The 15,697-nt window shown below is 64.6% G+C and carries 15 protein-coding genes and 1 pseudogene; 8 read left to right on the forward strand and 8 right to left on the reverse strand.

Annotated elements, in window-relative coordinates:
* The first annotated feature begins 23 nt into the window (after positions 1–23).
* On the forward strand, positions 24–755 hold the full coding sequence (locus ACQPXH_RS01025) for a MerR family transcriptional regulator (protein WP_433600481.1): 732 nt from the start codon (positions 24–26) through the stop codon (positions 753–755).
* On the opposite strand, the gene ACQPXH_RS01030 is transcribed toward ACQPXH_RS01025, so the two are convergent.
* On the reverse strand, positions 687–1,340 hold the full coding sequence (locus ACQPXH_RS01030; protein WP_433603687.1) for a TniQ family protein: 654 nt from the start codon (positions 1,338–1,340) through the stop codon (positions 687–689). The two genes, ACQPXH_RS01025 and ACQPXH_RS01030, sit on opposite strands and share 69 nt — an antisense overlap.
* Positions 1,341–2,064: 724 nt before the next feature.
* Between ACQPXH_RS01030 and ACQPXH_RS01035 the strand changes: the two genes are divergently transcribed.
* Together ACQPXH_RS01035 and ACQPXH_RS01040 are read left to right on the forward strand one after the other, a co-directional pair.
* On the forward strand, positions 2,065–2,676 hold the full coding sequence (locus tag ACQPXH_RS01035) for an EamA family transporter (protein WP_433600482.1): 612 nt from the start codon (positions 2,065–2,067) through the stop codon (positions 2,674–2,676).
* A gap of 100 nt (positions 2,677–2,776) precedes the next feature.
* A pseudogene (locus ACQPXH_RS01040) lies at positions 2,777–3,221 on the forward strand (transposase family protein); the annotation flags it as partial.
* A gap of 87 nt (positions 3,222–3,308) precedes the next feature.
* On the opposite strand, the gene ACQPXH_RS01045 reads toward ACQPXH_RS01040, so the two are convergent.
* The 5 genes from ACQPXH_RS01045 to ACQPXH_RS01065 form a co-directional block, all read right to left on the reverse strand.
* The gene (locus ACQPXH_RS01045) at positions 3,309–4,118 is read right to left on the reverse strand and encodes an NUDIX hydrolase (RefSeq protein WP_433600483.1); all 810 of its coding nucleotides are present in this window, start codon (positions 4,116–4,118) and stop codon (positions 3,309–3,311) included.
* A gap of 97 nt (positions 4,119–4,215) precedes the next feature.
* Positions 4,216–5,031, reverse strand: coding sequence for a class I SAM-dependent methyltransferase (locus ACQPXH_RS01050; RefSeq protein ID WP_433600484.1), 816 nt, complete (start codon positions 5,029–5,031; stop codon positions 4,216–4,218).
* Between the two features lie 426 nt (positions 5,032–5,457).
* Entirely contained in the window at positions 5,458–6,285 is an 828-nt protein-coding gene (locus ACQPXH_RS01055) for a transposase (protein ID WP_433600485.1), read from the reverse strand.
* 163 nt (positions 6,286–6,448) lie between these two features.
* A complete protein-coding gene (ltrA, locus tag ACQPXH_RS01060; RefSeq protein ID WP_433603688.1) occupies positions 6,449–8,143 on the reverse strand; it encodes a group II intron reverse transcriptase/maturase in 1,695 nt (564 codons plus the stop codon).
* A gap of 291 nt (positions 8,144–8,434) precedes the next feature.
* Positions 8,435–9,202 carry an ISL3 family transposase gene (locus tag ACQPXH_RS01065; RefSeq protein WP_433600486.1) on the reverse strand — a complete coding sequence of 256 codons (768 nt, stop codon included), beginning with the start codon at positions 9,200–9,202 and terminating at the stop codon, positions 8,435–8,437.
* 348 nt (positions 9,203–9,550) lie between these two features.
* Here ACQPXH_RS01065 and ACQPXH_RS01070 point away from each other — a divergent pair, with 348 nt between their 5' ends.
* The 3 genes from ACQPXH_RS01070 (at position 9,551) to ACQPXH_RS01080 (ending at position 11,892) form a co-directional block, all read left to right on the forward strand.
* A complete protein-coding gene (locus ACQPXH_RS01070) occupies positions 9,551–10,135 on the forward strand; it encodes a GNAT family N-acetyltransferase (RefSeq protein WP_433600487.1) in 585 nt (194 codons plus the stop codon).
* Positions 10,136–10,348: 213 nt separating this feature from the next.
* Positions 10,349–11,527, forward strand: coding sequence for a cytochrome P450 (locus tag ACQPXH_RS01075; RefSeq protein ID WP_433600488.1), 1,179 nt, complete (start codon positions 10,349–10,351; stop codon positions 11,525–11,527).
* 167 nt (positions 11,528–11,694) lie between these two features.
* Positions 11,695–11,892 carry a hypothetical protein gene (locus tag ACQPXH_RS01080; protein WP_433603707.1) on the forward strand — a complete coding sequence of 66 codons (198 nt, stop codon included), beginning with the start codon at positions 11,695–11,697 and terminating at the stop codon, positions 11,890–11,892.
* Positions 11,893–12,248: 356 nt separating this feature from the next.
* Here the strand turns inward: ACQPXH_RS01080 and ACQPXH_RS01085 are convergent, their stop codons facing one another.
* Positions 12,249–13,097, reverse strand: coding sequence for an alpha/beta fold hydrolase (locus tag ACQPXH_RS01085; RefSeq protein ID WP_433600489.1), 849 nt, complete (start codon positions 13,095–13,097; stop codon positions 12,249–12,251).
* Positions 13,098–13,198: 101 nt separating this feature from the next.
* On the opposite strand from ACQPXH_RS01085, the gene ACQPXH_RS01090 reads away from it, so the two are divergent.
* Both ACQPXH_RS01090 and ACQPXH_RS01095 read left to right on the forward strand, forming a co-directional pair.
* Positions 13,199–13,585 carry a winged helix-turn-helix transcriptional regulator gene (locus ACQPXH_RS01090; RefSeq protein ID WP_433600490.1) on the forward strand — a complete coding sequence of 129 codons (387 nt, stop codon included), beginning with the start codon at positions 13,199–13,201 and terminating at the stop codon, positions 13,583–13,585.
* A 743-nt stretch (positions 13,586–14,328) separates the two neighbouring features.
* The gene (locus tag ACQPXH_RS01095) at positions 14,329–14,757 is read left to right on the forward strand and encodes a DoxX family protein (RefSeq protein ID WP_433600491.1); all 429 of its coding nucleotides are present in this window, start codon (positions 14,329–14,331) and stop codon (positions 14,755–14,757) included.
* A 327-nt stretch (positions 14,758–15,084) separates the two neighbouring features.
* On the opposite strand, the gene ACQPXH_RS01100 is transcribed toward ACQPXH_RS01095, so the two are convergent.
* Complete coding sequence (locus tag ACQPXH_RS01100; protein WP_433600492.1) at positions 15,085–15,573, reverse strand: GNAT family N-acetyltransferase; 489 nt, start codon at positions 15,571–15,573, stop codon at positions 15,085–15,087.
* Positions 15,574–15,697 lie beyond the last annotated feature (124 nt).

Below are 15,697 nucleotides of genomic sequence, written 5' to 3' on the forward strand. Positions count from 1 at the left end.
CGCATCAGTGAAGGGAGACGCGCATGATCACGATCGGGCAGCTCGCACGGTATGCGGGCGTGACGGTTAAGGCCGTGCGCGTCTACCACGAGCGCGGACTGCTCCCGGAGCCTGCGCGCGACTGCTCCGGCTATCGCCGCTACGGTGCCGAAGACGCCGTCGATCTGGTCAAGATCAAGACACTGGCACGGGCCGGTGTGCCCCTGGCGCGTGTCAAGGAGTTACTGGCCGCGAACTCCGACGAGTTCGCGGCGGCGATCGCCGAAATCGACTGCATGCTCGCAGAACGCGCCGAAGAGATCCGCCGGACCCGCGAGCAGATCGCCGAATTGGGTTGCGGCGACCGTCTGTTCGTGTCCACCGATGTTGCCGAGTACCTCGACCGCCTGCAACACCTCGGGATAAGCGAACGGGCGGTGCGGATGGAACGCGACATCTGGATTCTGTTGCAATCGGTCGCCCCGAAACAGGCGTCCGAGTGGATCGCCGACAAGCTCGACGCCATCGACGATCCGCAATTCCGGGCCATCTACCTCGATTACGACGCGGCCTTCGACTGGTCCCCCGACGACCCGCGCCTGGTCGATCTCGCCGACCGCACCCGGCGGTGGCTGACCGCCAGGTCCACTGGAGCAGGCCGGACAAACCCGGCGTTGGACCCGAAACTGGTTCGCCTGGTGAGCGAATCAATCGGAATCACATCGCCGGCCTGGGAACGACTGACACAGATCGCACAAAGCGCGACCGTTGAATAACCTTCCTCTACGCGAAGAGCGCATGCGCGAGCCCGACGCATCAAAGAAGCCAAGAGGCTTGTGGCCGTAGTTGGTCCACTCGAGCAGGCCGGTTGCTGTGTCGAAATTGTTCGTTTTTGAATATCTGCCTGGCCGGACCGAATTGGCAGGGCGGCCGGTTCGCAGGGGATAGCGGCATTGGGCGGGGTGCAGGGTGGACTCGGCGATGTTGGTGATCAAACGCCAGGGATCTCGTGGCTGGTGTGGTTGGGGGCAGTGGCGGAGAAAGATCTGGTGGTGGGGACAGGCGAAGCTGATCGGCAGGTGCCATACCAGTTTCCAGGGTCCGCCGTGCTGTTGCTGGATCGGGCTGCGGTCCCCGGTCAGGCATTTAGGGCAGTAGCGTTGCGTGTTGTTGAACAGCCATCTGTCGACCTGGCTCGATAGCCCGAAGAGCGTCTTCGCGATGGGTGGATACCGATCGGCAAGGGGCACCAGTGTTAGCGTTGCCGCCTCGTCCGTGCTGAGCCTGGTGGCCGCGGCGAACGCGCCGGTATCGAGATCCAGCAGCAGGTTGAGGCTGAGCGGGGGTTGTCGAATCCGAATCGGCGGGCCAAGGTGACGGGGCTGACTCGGAGCCGGTGCGCGAGGCGTAGCAGGTAACCGCCGAGGGACTCACCGGCGAGCGGATCCAGGCTTCGCGCGAGTGGTCTGATTTGGGTTCGGACGGATTTCGGCTGCGACACCACATCGACCAGGCCCGCCGCGAAGTCCAACGCCAGCAACAGTCGAGCCTCCTCCAAGCTCTCCGCGCCGTGATGGCGTCCGGTGCTGACCAGGAATTCCAGCCCGGTACGGTGCCGCTGGCCACGCCGCCAGGAAAACCCCGCGGATCGGCGCACCATCCACCAGCGGAGCCCGAGCCAAATCCCTTACCGGGCAGGAGATTTCCTCACGGCCGTTCTTCCACGTCGCTGTCCATCGGATTGGCCAGCTATTGTCGAGATCCAGCCCTGCCCGGCCCGCGCCGACAGGCTCCGCTATGACGAGTTCTTCCCAGCCGCTCCGATGCGACCACAACGGCACCACGGACATCGCCGCACCAGCACGCGCCTGCGTCCCAGTTCGATTCTCGCCCATGGCAATACATCAAAGCCCCGATCAGCCGGGTCCGCGGCCACTTCGGTGACAACATCATCACGAAATCTGCTCTGGCCAGGTTCCAGATGCGCGACATGCGGTTACGAATGTCGATAGCAGCCGGTATCCTCCCGCGCGGAAAATCTGTGGTCGCGACGGTGATCGCTTGACCAGACCGGGGGCTGTGGCGATGGTGGAAGCGGCTGGGCAGGCGTCAATTCGGGCCCGTGCGACCGGCTGGAGTGTGATCTCGTGGGTATTGTTCGCCAGCTCCGGACCCCTGGCCAAGGCGGTGATGGTGGCGGGAGGGTCGCCGACGGCGGTGACCTCGGTGCGGGTCATGGTGGCCGCGGTACTGCTGGTGCCGGTGGTCGCCGTGTTGCGGCCGCGAGCGCTGAGGTTCCACCGTAGCGATCTGTGGCTGCTGCTCGGCTACGGTGTGTTTGGCGTCGCCGGGGTGCAACTGCTGTTCTTCATTGCGGTGGAACGGATTCCGGTCGGAGTGGCGATAGTCCTGGTCAACCTCGCGCCTGCGCTGGCATCGTGGATCAGAAACGATCGATTCTTCGACACTGAAACCGCGCGTGGTCGCGCTGGCGATCACCTACCAGTGGTAACGCGACCTCGAGCAGAGCCGGTTTATGGAACGATCGCAGGAACCCAGTACCTTGCAACGGTTTCCGATTGCCGGACCTTCAAGCTGAACTCAGAAACTGAATCCGGTTCCGGTGACATGCTGCGTCCGAATTCACGCCCAGAGGAGGACCGGCGCAGCCTGACTTCCCAGACCGGAGAACAGTAGTAGCGGCGAACCGGAACTCAACAACCGGCCCCGTGACGTCCACGGCTATCGCAGCCCGGCGGAAACCTACGCTGAACACTGTGGCACTTTCCGCCGCGCGATCGACCGGGTCGGCGCCGATCGGCCGTTCTACTCGGGTAAGCACCGCCACCACAGGATGAGCGTGCGGGTCATCGCCACACCTGACGGTGATCGTGTGGGTGTCGGGTGCGTTGCCCGGCAGCGTGCACGACATGAAGGCGGCCTGGATCTGGCGAATCCTCTACGAGTTCGAACAGGGCGGATGGATCGTGTTGGCCGACAAGGGATATCACGGCGCCACCGCGGCACTCACGCCGTACAAGGGCAGGGACAAACCGGAATCGCAGAAGCAGTTCAACCGCGCTCACGCGAAGCTACGCGGCCCCGGCGAGCGCGCCAACGCCCAGCTGAAAACCTGGCGGATACCGCCGAAACTCCGCTGCTGCCCGCACCGGACCGGGCAACTCGTCCAAGCCATCCACGTCCTTCAAGCCCGCGAGGTCCGCGCTATTCAGCAAGGATGAAAAGGCTCAATGAAGCGTGTTGGACGCGGATTCGCCAGCCCGGGTGCGGCGGTTGGTTCAGATATGTGCGATATCGCCTTTCACGCGTCACGTATTTGCTACGCGACAAGGCATTCCGACTCTTCGAACGTCGGCGGGTGGAGCGATCGCTGTGACCTCCATCGCATAGCGCTGGCAAGATTTCGCCGGACCGAGGTGAGCTGAACGGCACTTTGGCGGTCTCGCGCAATTCGCATCGTTGCTTGTCCGGTTCAGCGCGGTAGGGATAGGGCTGTCACCTGCTCGACAAGCGATGTGGCTCAGGTTATTTCGCCTGAATAGGTCGTGGAGGTCGGTCCACGACGCATCTCCGGGAGTAGGCGATTCGTAGCGGGATTCGATGCGTTCCGCCGCCGCGTTGCATCCGTCGGACGTGGCGGCGTGATGCCGTGGTTCGTCCTCGTCGGTTCGGGGGGCTGCGGAACGCGGCCGCGTTATTTGATGTCGTTCCAGCTGTGCCAAGAAGGATCTGTTGCCGCCAGCGATGACGGCTTTCAGAGCGCTGGGGCGTAGGTCTGTGGTGTCGATCTGGTCTATTGGGAGCCAATCGAATTCGAGGTGGTCTTCATGGCTGGCCGGTGTGCCGTCGAGTTCAGCTTCGAAGATGAGGTTGATTTCGTGGTGTGCGTTGTCGTGATCGGTGTACCGGTGCTCGATTACCCCGGCGAAGCCGGTGATCCTGCCTGCGGTTCCGAGTTCTTCGGCGAGTTCGCGGATGAGTGCGGATTCGACGGGTTCGCCGGATTCGACATGTCCGCCGGGAAGGAAGGTCCATGTTTTGCCGCGTTCGCGTGCCACGAGTAGCCGACCGCCGTCGCGGATGATCGCGCGGGCAATGATTTCGGTGGCGGCGCTCATCGGTGGCTCTTCGTGTCGAAGGTCGTGTAGGTGTGGGTGGGGTGATTCAGAAGCAACGAGCTTCTCTGCTATCCAGCCTGTACTGACCGTCGGTGCGTTAGAACCGGAAGCGCACGATGCGGGTGGAGCGTTTCATACCTGGCAGCAGGTTCAGGAGGCGGAACATGCGGCGCGCGTTCGCGGGCGCCTTGGCCATCAGCACCGGTGAGTCGTTCATCGGTGCCTCATCGACGTATTCGAGGCGCGGGTGCCAATCGGCCAGCGCGGCCGGATCGTTGAAGCCGCAGTGGAATTGGGTGTCGTATTTGCGCAGGGTGGGGTCCCATTTCGAGGTGCGCCACGCCCAGACCGGCACCGTGTCGAACTGTATTCGGCCGGTGGGGAAGGCGTCGACGACGCTGGTCAGCAGCAGCCGGACGTCGGACTCGGTCAGATAGGGCACCAAGCCCTCGGCGATCATCAGCACGGGCCGCCCACGGGGGATACGGTCGAGCCAGGTCAGGTCGGTGACGCTGGAGCCGATCAGGGTGTAGTGCTCGCGCGGCGGCAGGAATTGTTGGCGCAGTTCGATTATGGAGGGGTAGTCCAGGTCGTACCAGTCGACGGTGGCGGGCGGGTCGATCCGGTATACGCGGGCGTCGAGGCCGCAGCCCAGGTGCAGTACGACCGCGTCGGGGTGATCGGCGAGGAAGCTTCGGGCCCAGTCGTCGTGGGCCTTGGCGCGTACCACGGCGGCGAGGCCCATCTGGCTGGTGCCGAATCTGCGGTTGTCGTAGTCGGGGTCGAGGCGGCGCATCGCCTGCTCGGCGTACTTGTCGCCGAGAATCGGGTCCGACAGCCGGTTGTCGAGTGCTTTGGCTTTCAGGACGGGACTGACGGTCTTCTGCACTCCCACCAGTCCGGTGTCTTTCATGCCAGCGACACTACTCACATTCTCGGCCCCGTCTATCGAGGCGACGCCCGGCCGCCAGCGCCCGATGCCGCATCGTTTCTACGAGCGTTCGCGCGTGTGGACGAGCCGACGACCGTATTGCTGCTGTGCTCGGTAGTACATGGGTCTGGCGCTTGGCTCCAGCGCCGAGGGCGGTGAGCTTGGTGCGTAGGGCGTCGATGTCGATGGCCGGGAACTTCGCTTCGTACTCAGGCGAGACACAAGGTGTGGGCTGTCCGGAACCCTGGTGCGCCTGGTTCGCGGCTGTTGATTCTGGAAGTCGACGAGTGCGCCTGCGCCCCCTCCGTACTCCCTTCGGGACGGGTGGTCGCCGACCTGCCCAGCTTTCCGGCTCGGCTTGTCGACCGTCAGGTAATTGGATCTGGCCCACTTTCGGTGACGCGCCGGTCAGTCAGCAAGAAGGACCCGGCGTCGCAAAAGGTCAAAGTTAGCTCGCCCGTACATCATTCGCTTGATCATCTTGATGCGGTTGACATTGCCCTCCACCGCGCCGCTGCTCCACTCCGTCGACAACGCGTGACGGACCGCGTCGAGGTCCCTCAGCAATCCCTGAGCGAAGCTGACCAGCGGCTTCTCACCGCAAGCCGTGGCGGCGGCGACCCAGGCCTCGAGATGACGGGCATCGCGGTGCTCGCGGATCATCCCCGCGAAATCCCGGACCAGCCGGTAAACCTCGCGCAGCACATCGTGGTGAGCCATCACGGCCTTCAACTGGGATTTCTCGTCCTCAGACAGGTTCTTGTGCGGCCGCATGATCCAACCGGCGACCTCGCGGGGCGTCGGCGGACCCACCAGTGGCGCGGCCGGCGGCAGCCCGGCCCGCCACCCACCGATCAGCCGCCGCACGGTTCGCGCCGACCCGGTGTAGCCGCGGGCACGTAGTTCGAGATGGAGCTGTTTGGCGCAGGTGCAGCCCTGTTGCCAGCGTTCGGTCAGCCAGTCCAGGTGAACGTCGAGTCCACTGGCCCGCATGGGAATCGCCCCCAACAGCTGGTCCGGGTCGGTGGCCCGCATGTAGCGTCGCACGGTCTTCCGGTCCAAATTCAGTCGGATACCGATCGCGCGCTGCGACATCCCCGCCTCCGACAGGGCGTGAACATCCCGGTATCGGTCGCGGGTGGTGGTCTCGCGCCGGCCCGGTGGCGGCTCGACCAGGTCGGGTGGCGGTGTGGTGGGTTCACGCGCAGGCCCGGCGGCGTCGGACTCGACCGCCACGGCCGTCCAGGCCGCGCGATGCGCGCGAACGATCTTGTCGACCGCGAAGGTCAGGTTGTTGGGTCGAACCGGGGCGCCCTGCTGGGATTGCTCCCGGTGGGTTTCCCCGGTCCGCCCGCCGAACCCGGCGTGCCCATTACTGAGCACCGGGCTCTCCACGAGATCAGGCCGCTGGGTGGTGTGTGTTCATGGGTCCGAGCCAGGGTGGGGGAATCTTGTTGCCTCGGTAGCGGTATCGGGTGACCGGGACCGCTGAGATATCGAACAACTCGACGCCGTCGAACGCGATCGGTGTCCATCCTCTTTGAGTGTGGAACCGTCGCCGGATCGCCTTCCAGTTCAAGCGGTTTCGGTGCATTATCCACCTGATCACCCGCCACCAGACGAACGTGTGGAGGTTGGAGAAGGTGTGTTTGACGACCGCATGCTTGAAGTAGTTGGACCATCCGCGCTGTATCTGGTTGATCCGGACCAGCGCCACCCTGTAATCCAGATGCGACAGCCTCCGGGTTACTGCCTTGATCTTCCGTTTGAACGCCATGACTGGCTTGTCGGCGACAAACGTGTAGATATGCCACTTGCCGGTTCCTCGTTTACGCATCCATTTGATATCGAAGCCGAGGAAGTCGAACCCTTTGGTGAGGTGGACGATCCGGGTCTTGGATTCCGACAGGCGAAGGCCCATCGGTGCCAGGACCTGGCTCACCTCGGCGCGGAGCTGCTCGGTGTGCTGTTCAGTGCCGTTGACCATGACGACGAAGTCATCCGCGTAGCGGACCAGTCGCCAGGTGCCCAGGCCCCGGTGACGCCGTTGCTCGCGCTTCCACCTGGTCGCCATCGTCTGCTCCCAACGCCCGACAGCAAAGTCGTCGAGCACCGACAGCGCGATGTTGGCCAGAAGCGGTGAAAGGATGCCACCTTGCGGTGTTCCCGAAGTGGTGTCGTTACGATCGCCGAGTTCGGTCATGATCCCGGCTTTGAGGAACGACTTCACCAACCCGAGCACCCGCTTGTCCTTGACCCGCAGCCGAACTCGATCCATCAGGGCCGAGTGGTCAATCGTGTCGAAGCACGCCTCGATATCGGCATCCAACACCCAGCGGTAACCCTGGGTGCCGAACACGTGGATCTCGGCTATCGCGTCATGCGCGCGTCGGTTCGGCCGGAATCCGTAAGAGCACGAACGGAAATCCGCCTCAAAAATCGGTTCCAGCACCAGCTTCAGCGCAGCTTGAACCACCCGGTCCGCGATGGTCGGGATTCCGAGACGGCGGAGCTTGCCACTCGCCTTCGGTATCATCCGCTCCCGCACCGGCAACGGACGAAACATTCCCGACCGCAACTCACCGCGCAGACGGTCCAAGTACGCCTCGGCCCCAAACACTTTCACATCGGCGGCGCGGACGCCGTCGATGCCGGGCGTTCGAGCTCCGGAATTACCCGCGACCCGATCCAATGCCATCACAAGCGTGGCCGGATCGCACACGAAGTTGAACACATCGTCGAACCGGAAGCCGTGATCGGCCACCGCCCAACGGTGCAGTTTGGCCTGCATCCTCCGTACCCGCAGCCACGCCGTATCCGGGTCGGGCCACGCGACAGGAACATCCATTCCTGTGTCTCCGGGCATTGCAGTGTCTCCCTTGCGATCTCGCTGCCGTCCTTCCCCATGCACGCGGCTCTCCCGCGCTCGGAGTACTACCACGGCTCCGCCCCTCCATGGCCCGATCGGCGGACGGAGCGCCCAGCCCGAACCGCCCGCGCTGGTTGTGCGGGAAGCAGGCAGAACCAGGGAGGTTCCCGTGTTCACTGACTGATCGTTCGACAACGTAGGCACCCGGCTATGCCCCCGCGGCATCGCCACGGTTACGCCGCAGCCTTTCACCGTGGCCTCCCGAACGGTCCGTCACTCACCGCGCGGGAGTTCCCCGTCCGACCATCGATCGGACGAGTGCGCGCCGCACCCAGCCCAGATCTGCCAGATTCGAGCTGGTGGCACCTTAGGAGGCTTTAGAGCACCGGTTTCTCGCGTATACCTCGTCGTCTCGCTTGCCGGACCCGCACCATCTGGCAGTGCTGACACGTCCCGGCGTTGTCGGGGCCGCTTGCCACCCTTCCCAGCACCTCCCGGGTCAGGCTGCCCCCAGCTTCACCGCCCTGCTGCGACAGGGCGGCGGCGAAGGTCTCTCACCTCCCCACGATCAGTCAGCGCCTCACGGCGCACGTGCAGCAGGTGCCAGCGGTCGGCGACCTGGATGGCGTTCGGGGCGCCACGACGTGCGCCATCAGCGTAGGGTCCGCCGCGGTCACGGCACACCACCTCGATCCCGGGATGCTCGGCGAGCCATTCGGCGACGGTGTCGGCGGTGCGGTCGGGCAGCAACTCGACCGGGTCGCCGGTTGTCATATCGATGATCACTGTCCCGTACACGTGGCCACGACGGATCGCGAAGTCGTCGATCCCGATGAACGTCAACGAGCTCGGGGACGGCAGCGGCAACGCCCGGACCAGACGCAACAACGTCGACCTCGACACTGATACGCCGACATGCCCGGACAACCGCGCTCCAGCGCGGCCGCCGACAGCCAGCCCGATCCGCGACAGCATCGCCTTCTGCCCGCCGGTGCGCCGCTGGTAGCGTTCGGCCACGTCGGTGACCTGTTCGGCGAAGATCTTGCGATCACACCCGTGGTTGACGCACCGGAACCGACGTACCGCCAGCGTGATCATCACTTCCCGGCCCGACACCGCCTGATCGGCCACCCGGCGTTCGTAGCAGCTGTGGACCCGGCTCGACGCGACTCCACACACCGGACACGCCGCTGACGGCACCACCGTCCGTGCCCGCACCCACAACATCCCAGCGGCCTCGCCGACCTCGTCGATCCGCAACTGACCCAGGTGCGGAAACACCATCTCGCACAACGCCTCTGCCGTGCCACCAACTACCACGACCAGCCGGTTTAGCGAACACGCTGCGCTGCAACCCAATCGGCGTTCTCCACGCCCGGCGCGTCACCGAAAGTGGGCCAGATCCAATTCGGTGACGGACAGGTGGAGGAATTCCGTGACAGAACTACCCCTCACCTGGAGGAATTACTTGACCGCTGACACGGCTCCGTCCTCTATCGCGCGATGAACCGGTCGATGCCTGCCGGAGGCGATCGAATTGCGGGGTCGGCGTGTGCCTGCGGTACCCGGAAATGGAAGTGGTAATGGTGACATCGGGGCCGATATCCTGTGCATATTGTGGGGAGGCTGACCATGGACGATGCCCTGCAAGTACCGCATCTGAGAGCCACCGCAGACTTGGAACTGCGCCCGTGGTCGTTGTCTGCGGCAGACCTCCAGCTTGTTGAGGAAGCCTCTGCCGACGACCTGATTCCTATAACCACGGCGTCGGCGACCTTCTCGCGCGAGGCCGCAACGCGGTTTGTCGAACGCCTGTTGCAACGAGCGACCGATCGAACCGGATACCCGATGGTGATCGTCCGGCGACGGGACAACACACCACTGGGAAGTATCGACCTGTGGTTGAAGGACATCGACGAAGGTCGCGCATCGCTCGGCTACTGGGTGGTCCGCTCTGCCCGCGGCCATGGCGTCGCCGCGCATGCTCTGGCAGCAATGGCTACCTGGGCGCTGGAAGAGCTGCATATCCCACGGCTCCAGCTCTATGTGGAACCTTGGAACCGCGCTTCGATCCGCACTGCGGAGAGAGCCGGTTTCGAATGCGAAGGGCTCCTCAGATCGTGGCAGAAGGTCGGCAATCGACGCCGCGACATGTTCATATATGCGCGCGTGGCAACGGGAACGCTCGCCGAGGCGGATCGGGTTTGCACCGGTTAGACCTCAATGACCGGTTGCCGGCGTTCGCGGGTGATCGCACAGCGTTCGATAGGCCCCGGCCGGGGTACTCGTCTCATGGTCGACCTCCACGGCCTCGCTTGTAAAATTGGTCGCGACAACGCTTGATCTGCGTTTGTACGCACAGCCGGTGGATAAATCCGCTCGAAAAACATCTGATGAATCGCTTCACCCTCTCTATGAGAGGACCGTCCGATGGGTTTTGCAGAAATGCGCCGGTTCCGGCGTGATCCGTTGGGTTTCCTCGAGAATCTGCGCCGGACCAGCCCGGTAGAGGTGTTCGGGCTGCCGTGGGGCGGATGGTGTGTCGGCGATACGGGTCTGGCGCTGACGGTGTTGAGTGACCGCGCTTTCAATGCGGGCAAGTCCGGGTTCTTCGGTTCTATGCTGCCTTCGCGGTCTGCTCAGGTCGATTTCGGCCGCGCGGTACGCGCGTTTCTGCGGACGCATACGCCCGAGTATCGCGAGTCCTTGGCGGCGGCGGTGATCGAAATGCCCTCCGTCACCCGCTGGCCCGCAACGGGAGTCGAGCTGGTGTATCGATGCACCGCGGACATGTTGCTGCACCCCGATGGTTCTCCCGAGTTGCGGCAGTTACTGGAGCGAAATGCACGCGTGGGCGCGCTTCGTCCGGCTCGAATGGCGCAGCGGGCGCGGGCGCAGCTGCTGCGCACCAAGCTGTCCACCGCGCTGAACGAGCAGATCCGGGGACGGCGCAGCGCCACCGGCCGCACCGCGGAAGCCGAACCACGGGATCTGCTCGATGCCGTAATCGGCGCCTGTCCCGACGGCGTCGCCGATGCAACGGTGGCGCAGCTGTATGTGCTGATGTTCCGGTCCATTGTGGGACCGCTGGGCTACTCGCTCGCGTGGTCGGTGCTGCTGGGCAGTCTCCACTGTCCCGGCTCACCATGGCCTTGGCCCGTCGACTGGGTGGTACGTGAGGCCCTGCGGCACCGGCCGGTCTCCTGGATGGTCAGCCGTTCCGTCCCCTATCCCGCCGAGTTCGGGGGGATCGCCTTCCAGACCGGCGACCTGCTGTCCGTCAGCCCCTATCTGCTCCATCACGACAACAAACACTGGACCAGACCAGGGGCATTCCAACCCGACCGCTGGATTCGACCGAGCGAACACGGCCCATTTGTGCCCTTCAGCTCCGGCCCCTTCACCTGCGCCGGCGCCGCGGTCGCCCACGATCTGGTCACCGATGCGGCCACCACCCTCATCGAGAACACCTCTCTGCGCGTCATCGGCGGCGGCGATACCCGCCCGATCGTGACCAATGCCGCGACCCCCAGGCCGTTCACCCTGCGGCGTACCCCACAAAGCCCTGTCCGCGCCCGACCGAGCTCCAGGAAGGAGGTGACATCATGATCAAGGCATTGCGGTTCATCTTCACCAACAAGCCGACCCGTACCTGGGACCCCGCTCAATACGGATGATTCTGCTACCGGCTGGATGGCTCGACCAGCGCCAACCAGCTCTCGGTCATCGGTGGCGCCCCCGATGACATGGCGTTTCCACCGGGTTCTTCGGAGCGGATGAAACGTCCACTGTACGACGGGGATTCGGGGACACCATCGTGGTGGGACAAGATCGTCGACTACGTCGAGGGCGGGGTGTGGCCGAGCGCCGAAACCGACACCGGGTATCGATCGGTTTTCAGCTGCTCGCAGCCGGTGAAGGCTGAGCTGGGTACCTGGTCGTCGATGGTTTGGTGTGGCCTGATCGTGTTGTAGATGACCCGGAAGCGGTGAACCTCCGTGTCCAGGCCATCGCCGTCGGCTATCACGCCATGGAACAAGTGCTCGTATTTCAAGGTGCCGAAGAACCGCTCGATCCACCTGGGGTGATGGCACCCGCGTGCGGACGTGTCGCAGCAGCGGTTCCGGTCCGGCGAATGCGGTCTCGAGCACCTCGCCGCGAAAGCACGGGACGTTGTCCGACACCGCCGTTAGCGGCAGGAGGTGACGTCGATACCCGATGCCCATGCCCCACGATGCCGACAGAACCAGGCAATTGCACCCTGGTCGCGCGTTATCGTGCGTTGCTGTAGGGACGTAATATCGGGACTTCGCTTGCGGCCAGATCAGGTTCAGGAATCGAGAAAGTCGACGAGCAGCGGCACCAGCGTCGCCGGGCGGTCGAGGGGGATGATGTGACCGCAGTCCTCGATCAGGTGCCCGGTCAGGGTGTCGGCGAGCGGACGGAGTTGGTTTTCGAGTGTGGTTCCGACCGGGTGGGATCCGATGGCCATCGTCGGCACGGTGAGCCGGGCGGTGTCGACAGCCCGCCGCATCTGCTCAGCGCTGGTGGGCATCGCCCGATAGTAGGAGAAAGCGCACCGCAGGGAATCGGTGCCGGTGTAGGCGGCGACGAAGGCATCGCGGGTTTGTGCGGGGATGCCGTGACCCTGGGTCCCGGTCGCCAGAAACCAGTCGAGGTAATCGGATTCGTTTCCGGCAAGGACCTTTTCGGCAAGCCCCGGCACCGCGTGAAACCCGAACCACCAGGGCGGCCCACCGGCCAGAAAGGTTTCGGCACCGGGCAGCGTGCCCAGCAGCGATTCCATGAGCACCAGCCGGTTGACTCGATCGGGCCGCCGCATCGCCAATAGGAAAGCTGGCGGAGCACCGGCGTCGATCGCGACGACGGACGCGCTGGTTTCGCCCAGGGCGTCGAGCAGCCCCTCGGCGTCGGTGGCAAGCGTGTCCGCGTCGTAGCCGTCCCGTGCTCGTGTGCTGGCGCCGAGGCCGCGCAGGTCCGGCGCGATCACCCGGTGTCGTCGGGCGAGTGGGCCCATCACCTCGCGCCATAGCTGCCAGGTGTGTGGAAAGCCGTGCAGCAGTAGGACTGCCGGTCCGGTGCCGGCGATCGCCACGTTCGCTTTGATCCCGTTGGTTGCCACCATCCGCACTGTGAGATCTGGCAGTTCGTGCGACATTCGATCCTCCGCTAGCCGGTTACCGCTAGTTACTAGCTGACCTTAGGTAACCTGAGGTAGCCTGCCAAGACGGCACTTTCGAGACAGGTGGTGAGCTCCAGGTGACTACCCGACCCAGCACAGGCCAGCGCGGGGATCTGTTCGCTCCGGACTGCCCGACCCGTCGGCTTCTGGATCGGCTCGGCACCAAATGGGTGTCCATGGTGGTGAAACTGCTCGCCGAGGCCGCGCCCGGCGAGGTGCGCTTCGCCGAACTACAGCGTCGGATGCCGGGCGTATCGCAGAAGATGCTGTCGGTGACTCTGCAAAGCCTGTCCCGTGACGGGCTGGTCACCCGCCGGGTCGAACCCACCGTTCCCCCGCGCGTTCACTATCGCCTTACCGATCTCGGACTCTCCCTGGAAAATCCGCTGGCCGCGCTGCGGGCGTGGGCGGAGGAGCACATGGCCGAGATCGACGCCGCCGCAAACCCTGCGGACCACGCATGACCTCATTTCGATCCAGCCACGAAGATTCCCGCGGTGCGTGGCGGCCGCATTGCGCGGCCGTCAGCGGATCTAAGACGAGAGGGCGCACCTCGCGGCCGTCGCTCGGATCGCTTCGGCGAATGATCCGCTAATCGGCAGAAGCGGATGTGCCTGCGCCACGGCCGATCTCGTCGCTGCCCCCGTGGAGTGGCCGGTTCGGTCAGCGCGCCCTGCGGTATTACAGGTAGTTCGGGGCGCCGTCGGCACGGCGATATCGTAGAACGTGGCATCGCCTTCCCGCCTCTGACGCGAAGGCCGCCGCCGAGATCGAAGACGTTCGGGCGAACGTATCTGGCTGTGCCACAGAGCTTTTCATGTACCGGCAGTCCGTGAGCTGTGGACCTCAGCCGTCGGAGGGAACCGCTGTCGAATTCGTAGCGGATTAGCGTCTGCGAAGAAGTAGGGCAGCGCTTGCATCGCTGCTGGTAGCGAGGCCCCCATCCGGTATTCGGGTGGGGGCTCGGTCGTTTCGCCGGCGCGGTGCGATGGCCGACCTCGACCGCGCGGTATGCGGCATTTCCGTGCGTCCTGATCGGGATCAGTTCGAATCCGAGGGCAGCTCTGGCCAGAAACACAGCGCACATCCGGTCCCGACGGCGCGGTGAAGATTCTTTCGCCCGCGGCGATGAGTTTTCCGGACCGCCCCCGTCCTTACCGGTGAACGCGCCACCAACCCGGCGCGACCGACCCAGAAGGAACAAGAAATGACCGCCATCACCGCCACCCAGACCACCGCCGCCGTCCACCCCGGCAAGATCCGCAACCGCGTCCTGTGGACCCTGCAGATCGTGCTCGGTCTGTTCTTCATCGTCGCCTCCGGCGGCCCGAAGCTCGTCATCCCGCAGACCCTGATGGAAAACAACGCCACCGCCTTCTCGATCCCGTTGGCGCTGCTGGTCTTCATCGGTCTCGCCGAGGTCGCGGGCGGGATCGGACTCATGGTGCCCCGCCTGACCGCGGCCGCCGCGATCGGCCTGGCGATCGTCACCTTCCTCGCCGCCGGCTTCAACGCCTTCCTGGCCGACACCCCGGAATTGGCCCCCTTCCCGCTGGCGCTCTCCGCGATCTTCGCCTGGATCGCCTACGAACGCCGGGCCTCGATCACCGCCCTGCGCGCGCTGATCAAGCGATGACACGCGCATAACGCCCGGCTACCGGCGGCACCCAGCCGCCGGTAGCCGCGTTGTGCGTTACGGGGACGGTCCGGTCGGGTTGGTCGGGCTGTCCCATCGGAGTCGCGGGGCGGACGTCACCGGGTCGGGCCGCCCGCCCGCGTCCCTCCGAATCATGTGATGACGGTTTTCTTCCCCCGGCGGACGGTTTGGTGCCCCAGCCCGACGCGTGAGCCTGTGCCGTGCGCGGGCGAGTCCTCGTATCGCTCGTCCGGCACGCTGATGTGAGCCAATACAGGATGTTCAGCGCGGCAGTCGATCTCGCGCCTGCTCGACCGATATGCGGCATTACAGAGCGTCGCGAACAAGGTAGATCACCTCGCCACGATCATCGGTCACACTGCGATCGGGACGGAATCCGATTTTCTCCAGGACCCGCAGCGACGGCTTATTCCAGGCTCTCACCGTCGACCAGATACGCCGCCGTCCGGTAGCAAACGCCGCATCGACCACCGCACGTGCCGCCTCGGTCGCATAGCCCAAACCATGTGCCCACGGCAGCAATTCGTATGCGATCTCCGGCTCCTCGAAGCTACCTCGGCCGACGATCAACCCGCAGTAGCCGATCCGATCTCCCTCGGCCCGACGCCGGACCGACAGCAGGCCGATACCGGCGGTCATCGCTTTACTGCGCTGCCGGATAAGGCTTTCCCGGACATCCGCGAGGGTCGCTGTGGTTCCCCCTTCATGCTCGCTCAGCAGCGCAAGGTTGCACAATGCATCCTCGGTTCCACGCAGCCGCAGCGACAATCGGTCGGTCTCGATCGAGAACGACATCGGCCGTAACGATTCTGGCAACTCGACCCCCTAAAATCGAACGGTGGAGCGGGGCACTGCTTCACAACCCGTGCGCCAGCGTGTCCATGACGACGGTACACACGAGTACGCGAGGTCATCCGCT

Source organism: Nocardia sp. CA-135953, from assembly GCF_050955735.1.
In the GTDB taxonomy this organism is placed as follows: Bacteria; Actinomycetota; Actinomycetes; order Mycobacteriales; family Mycobacteriaceae; genus Nocardia.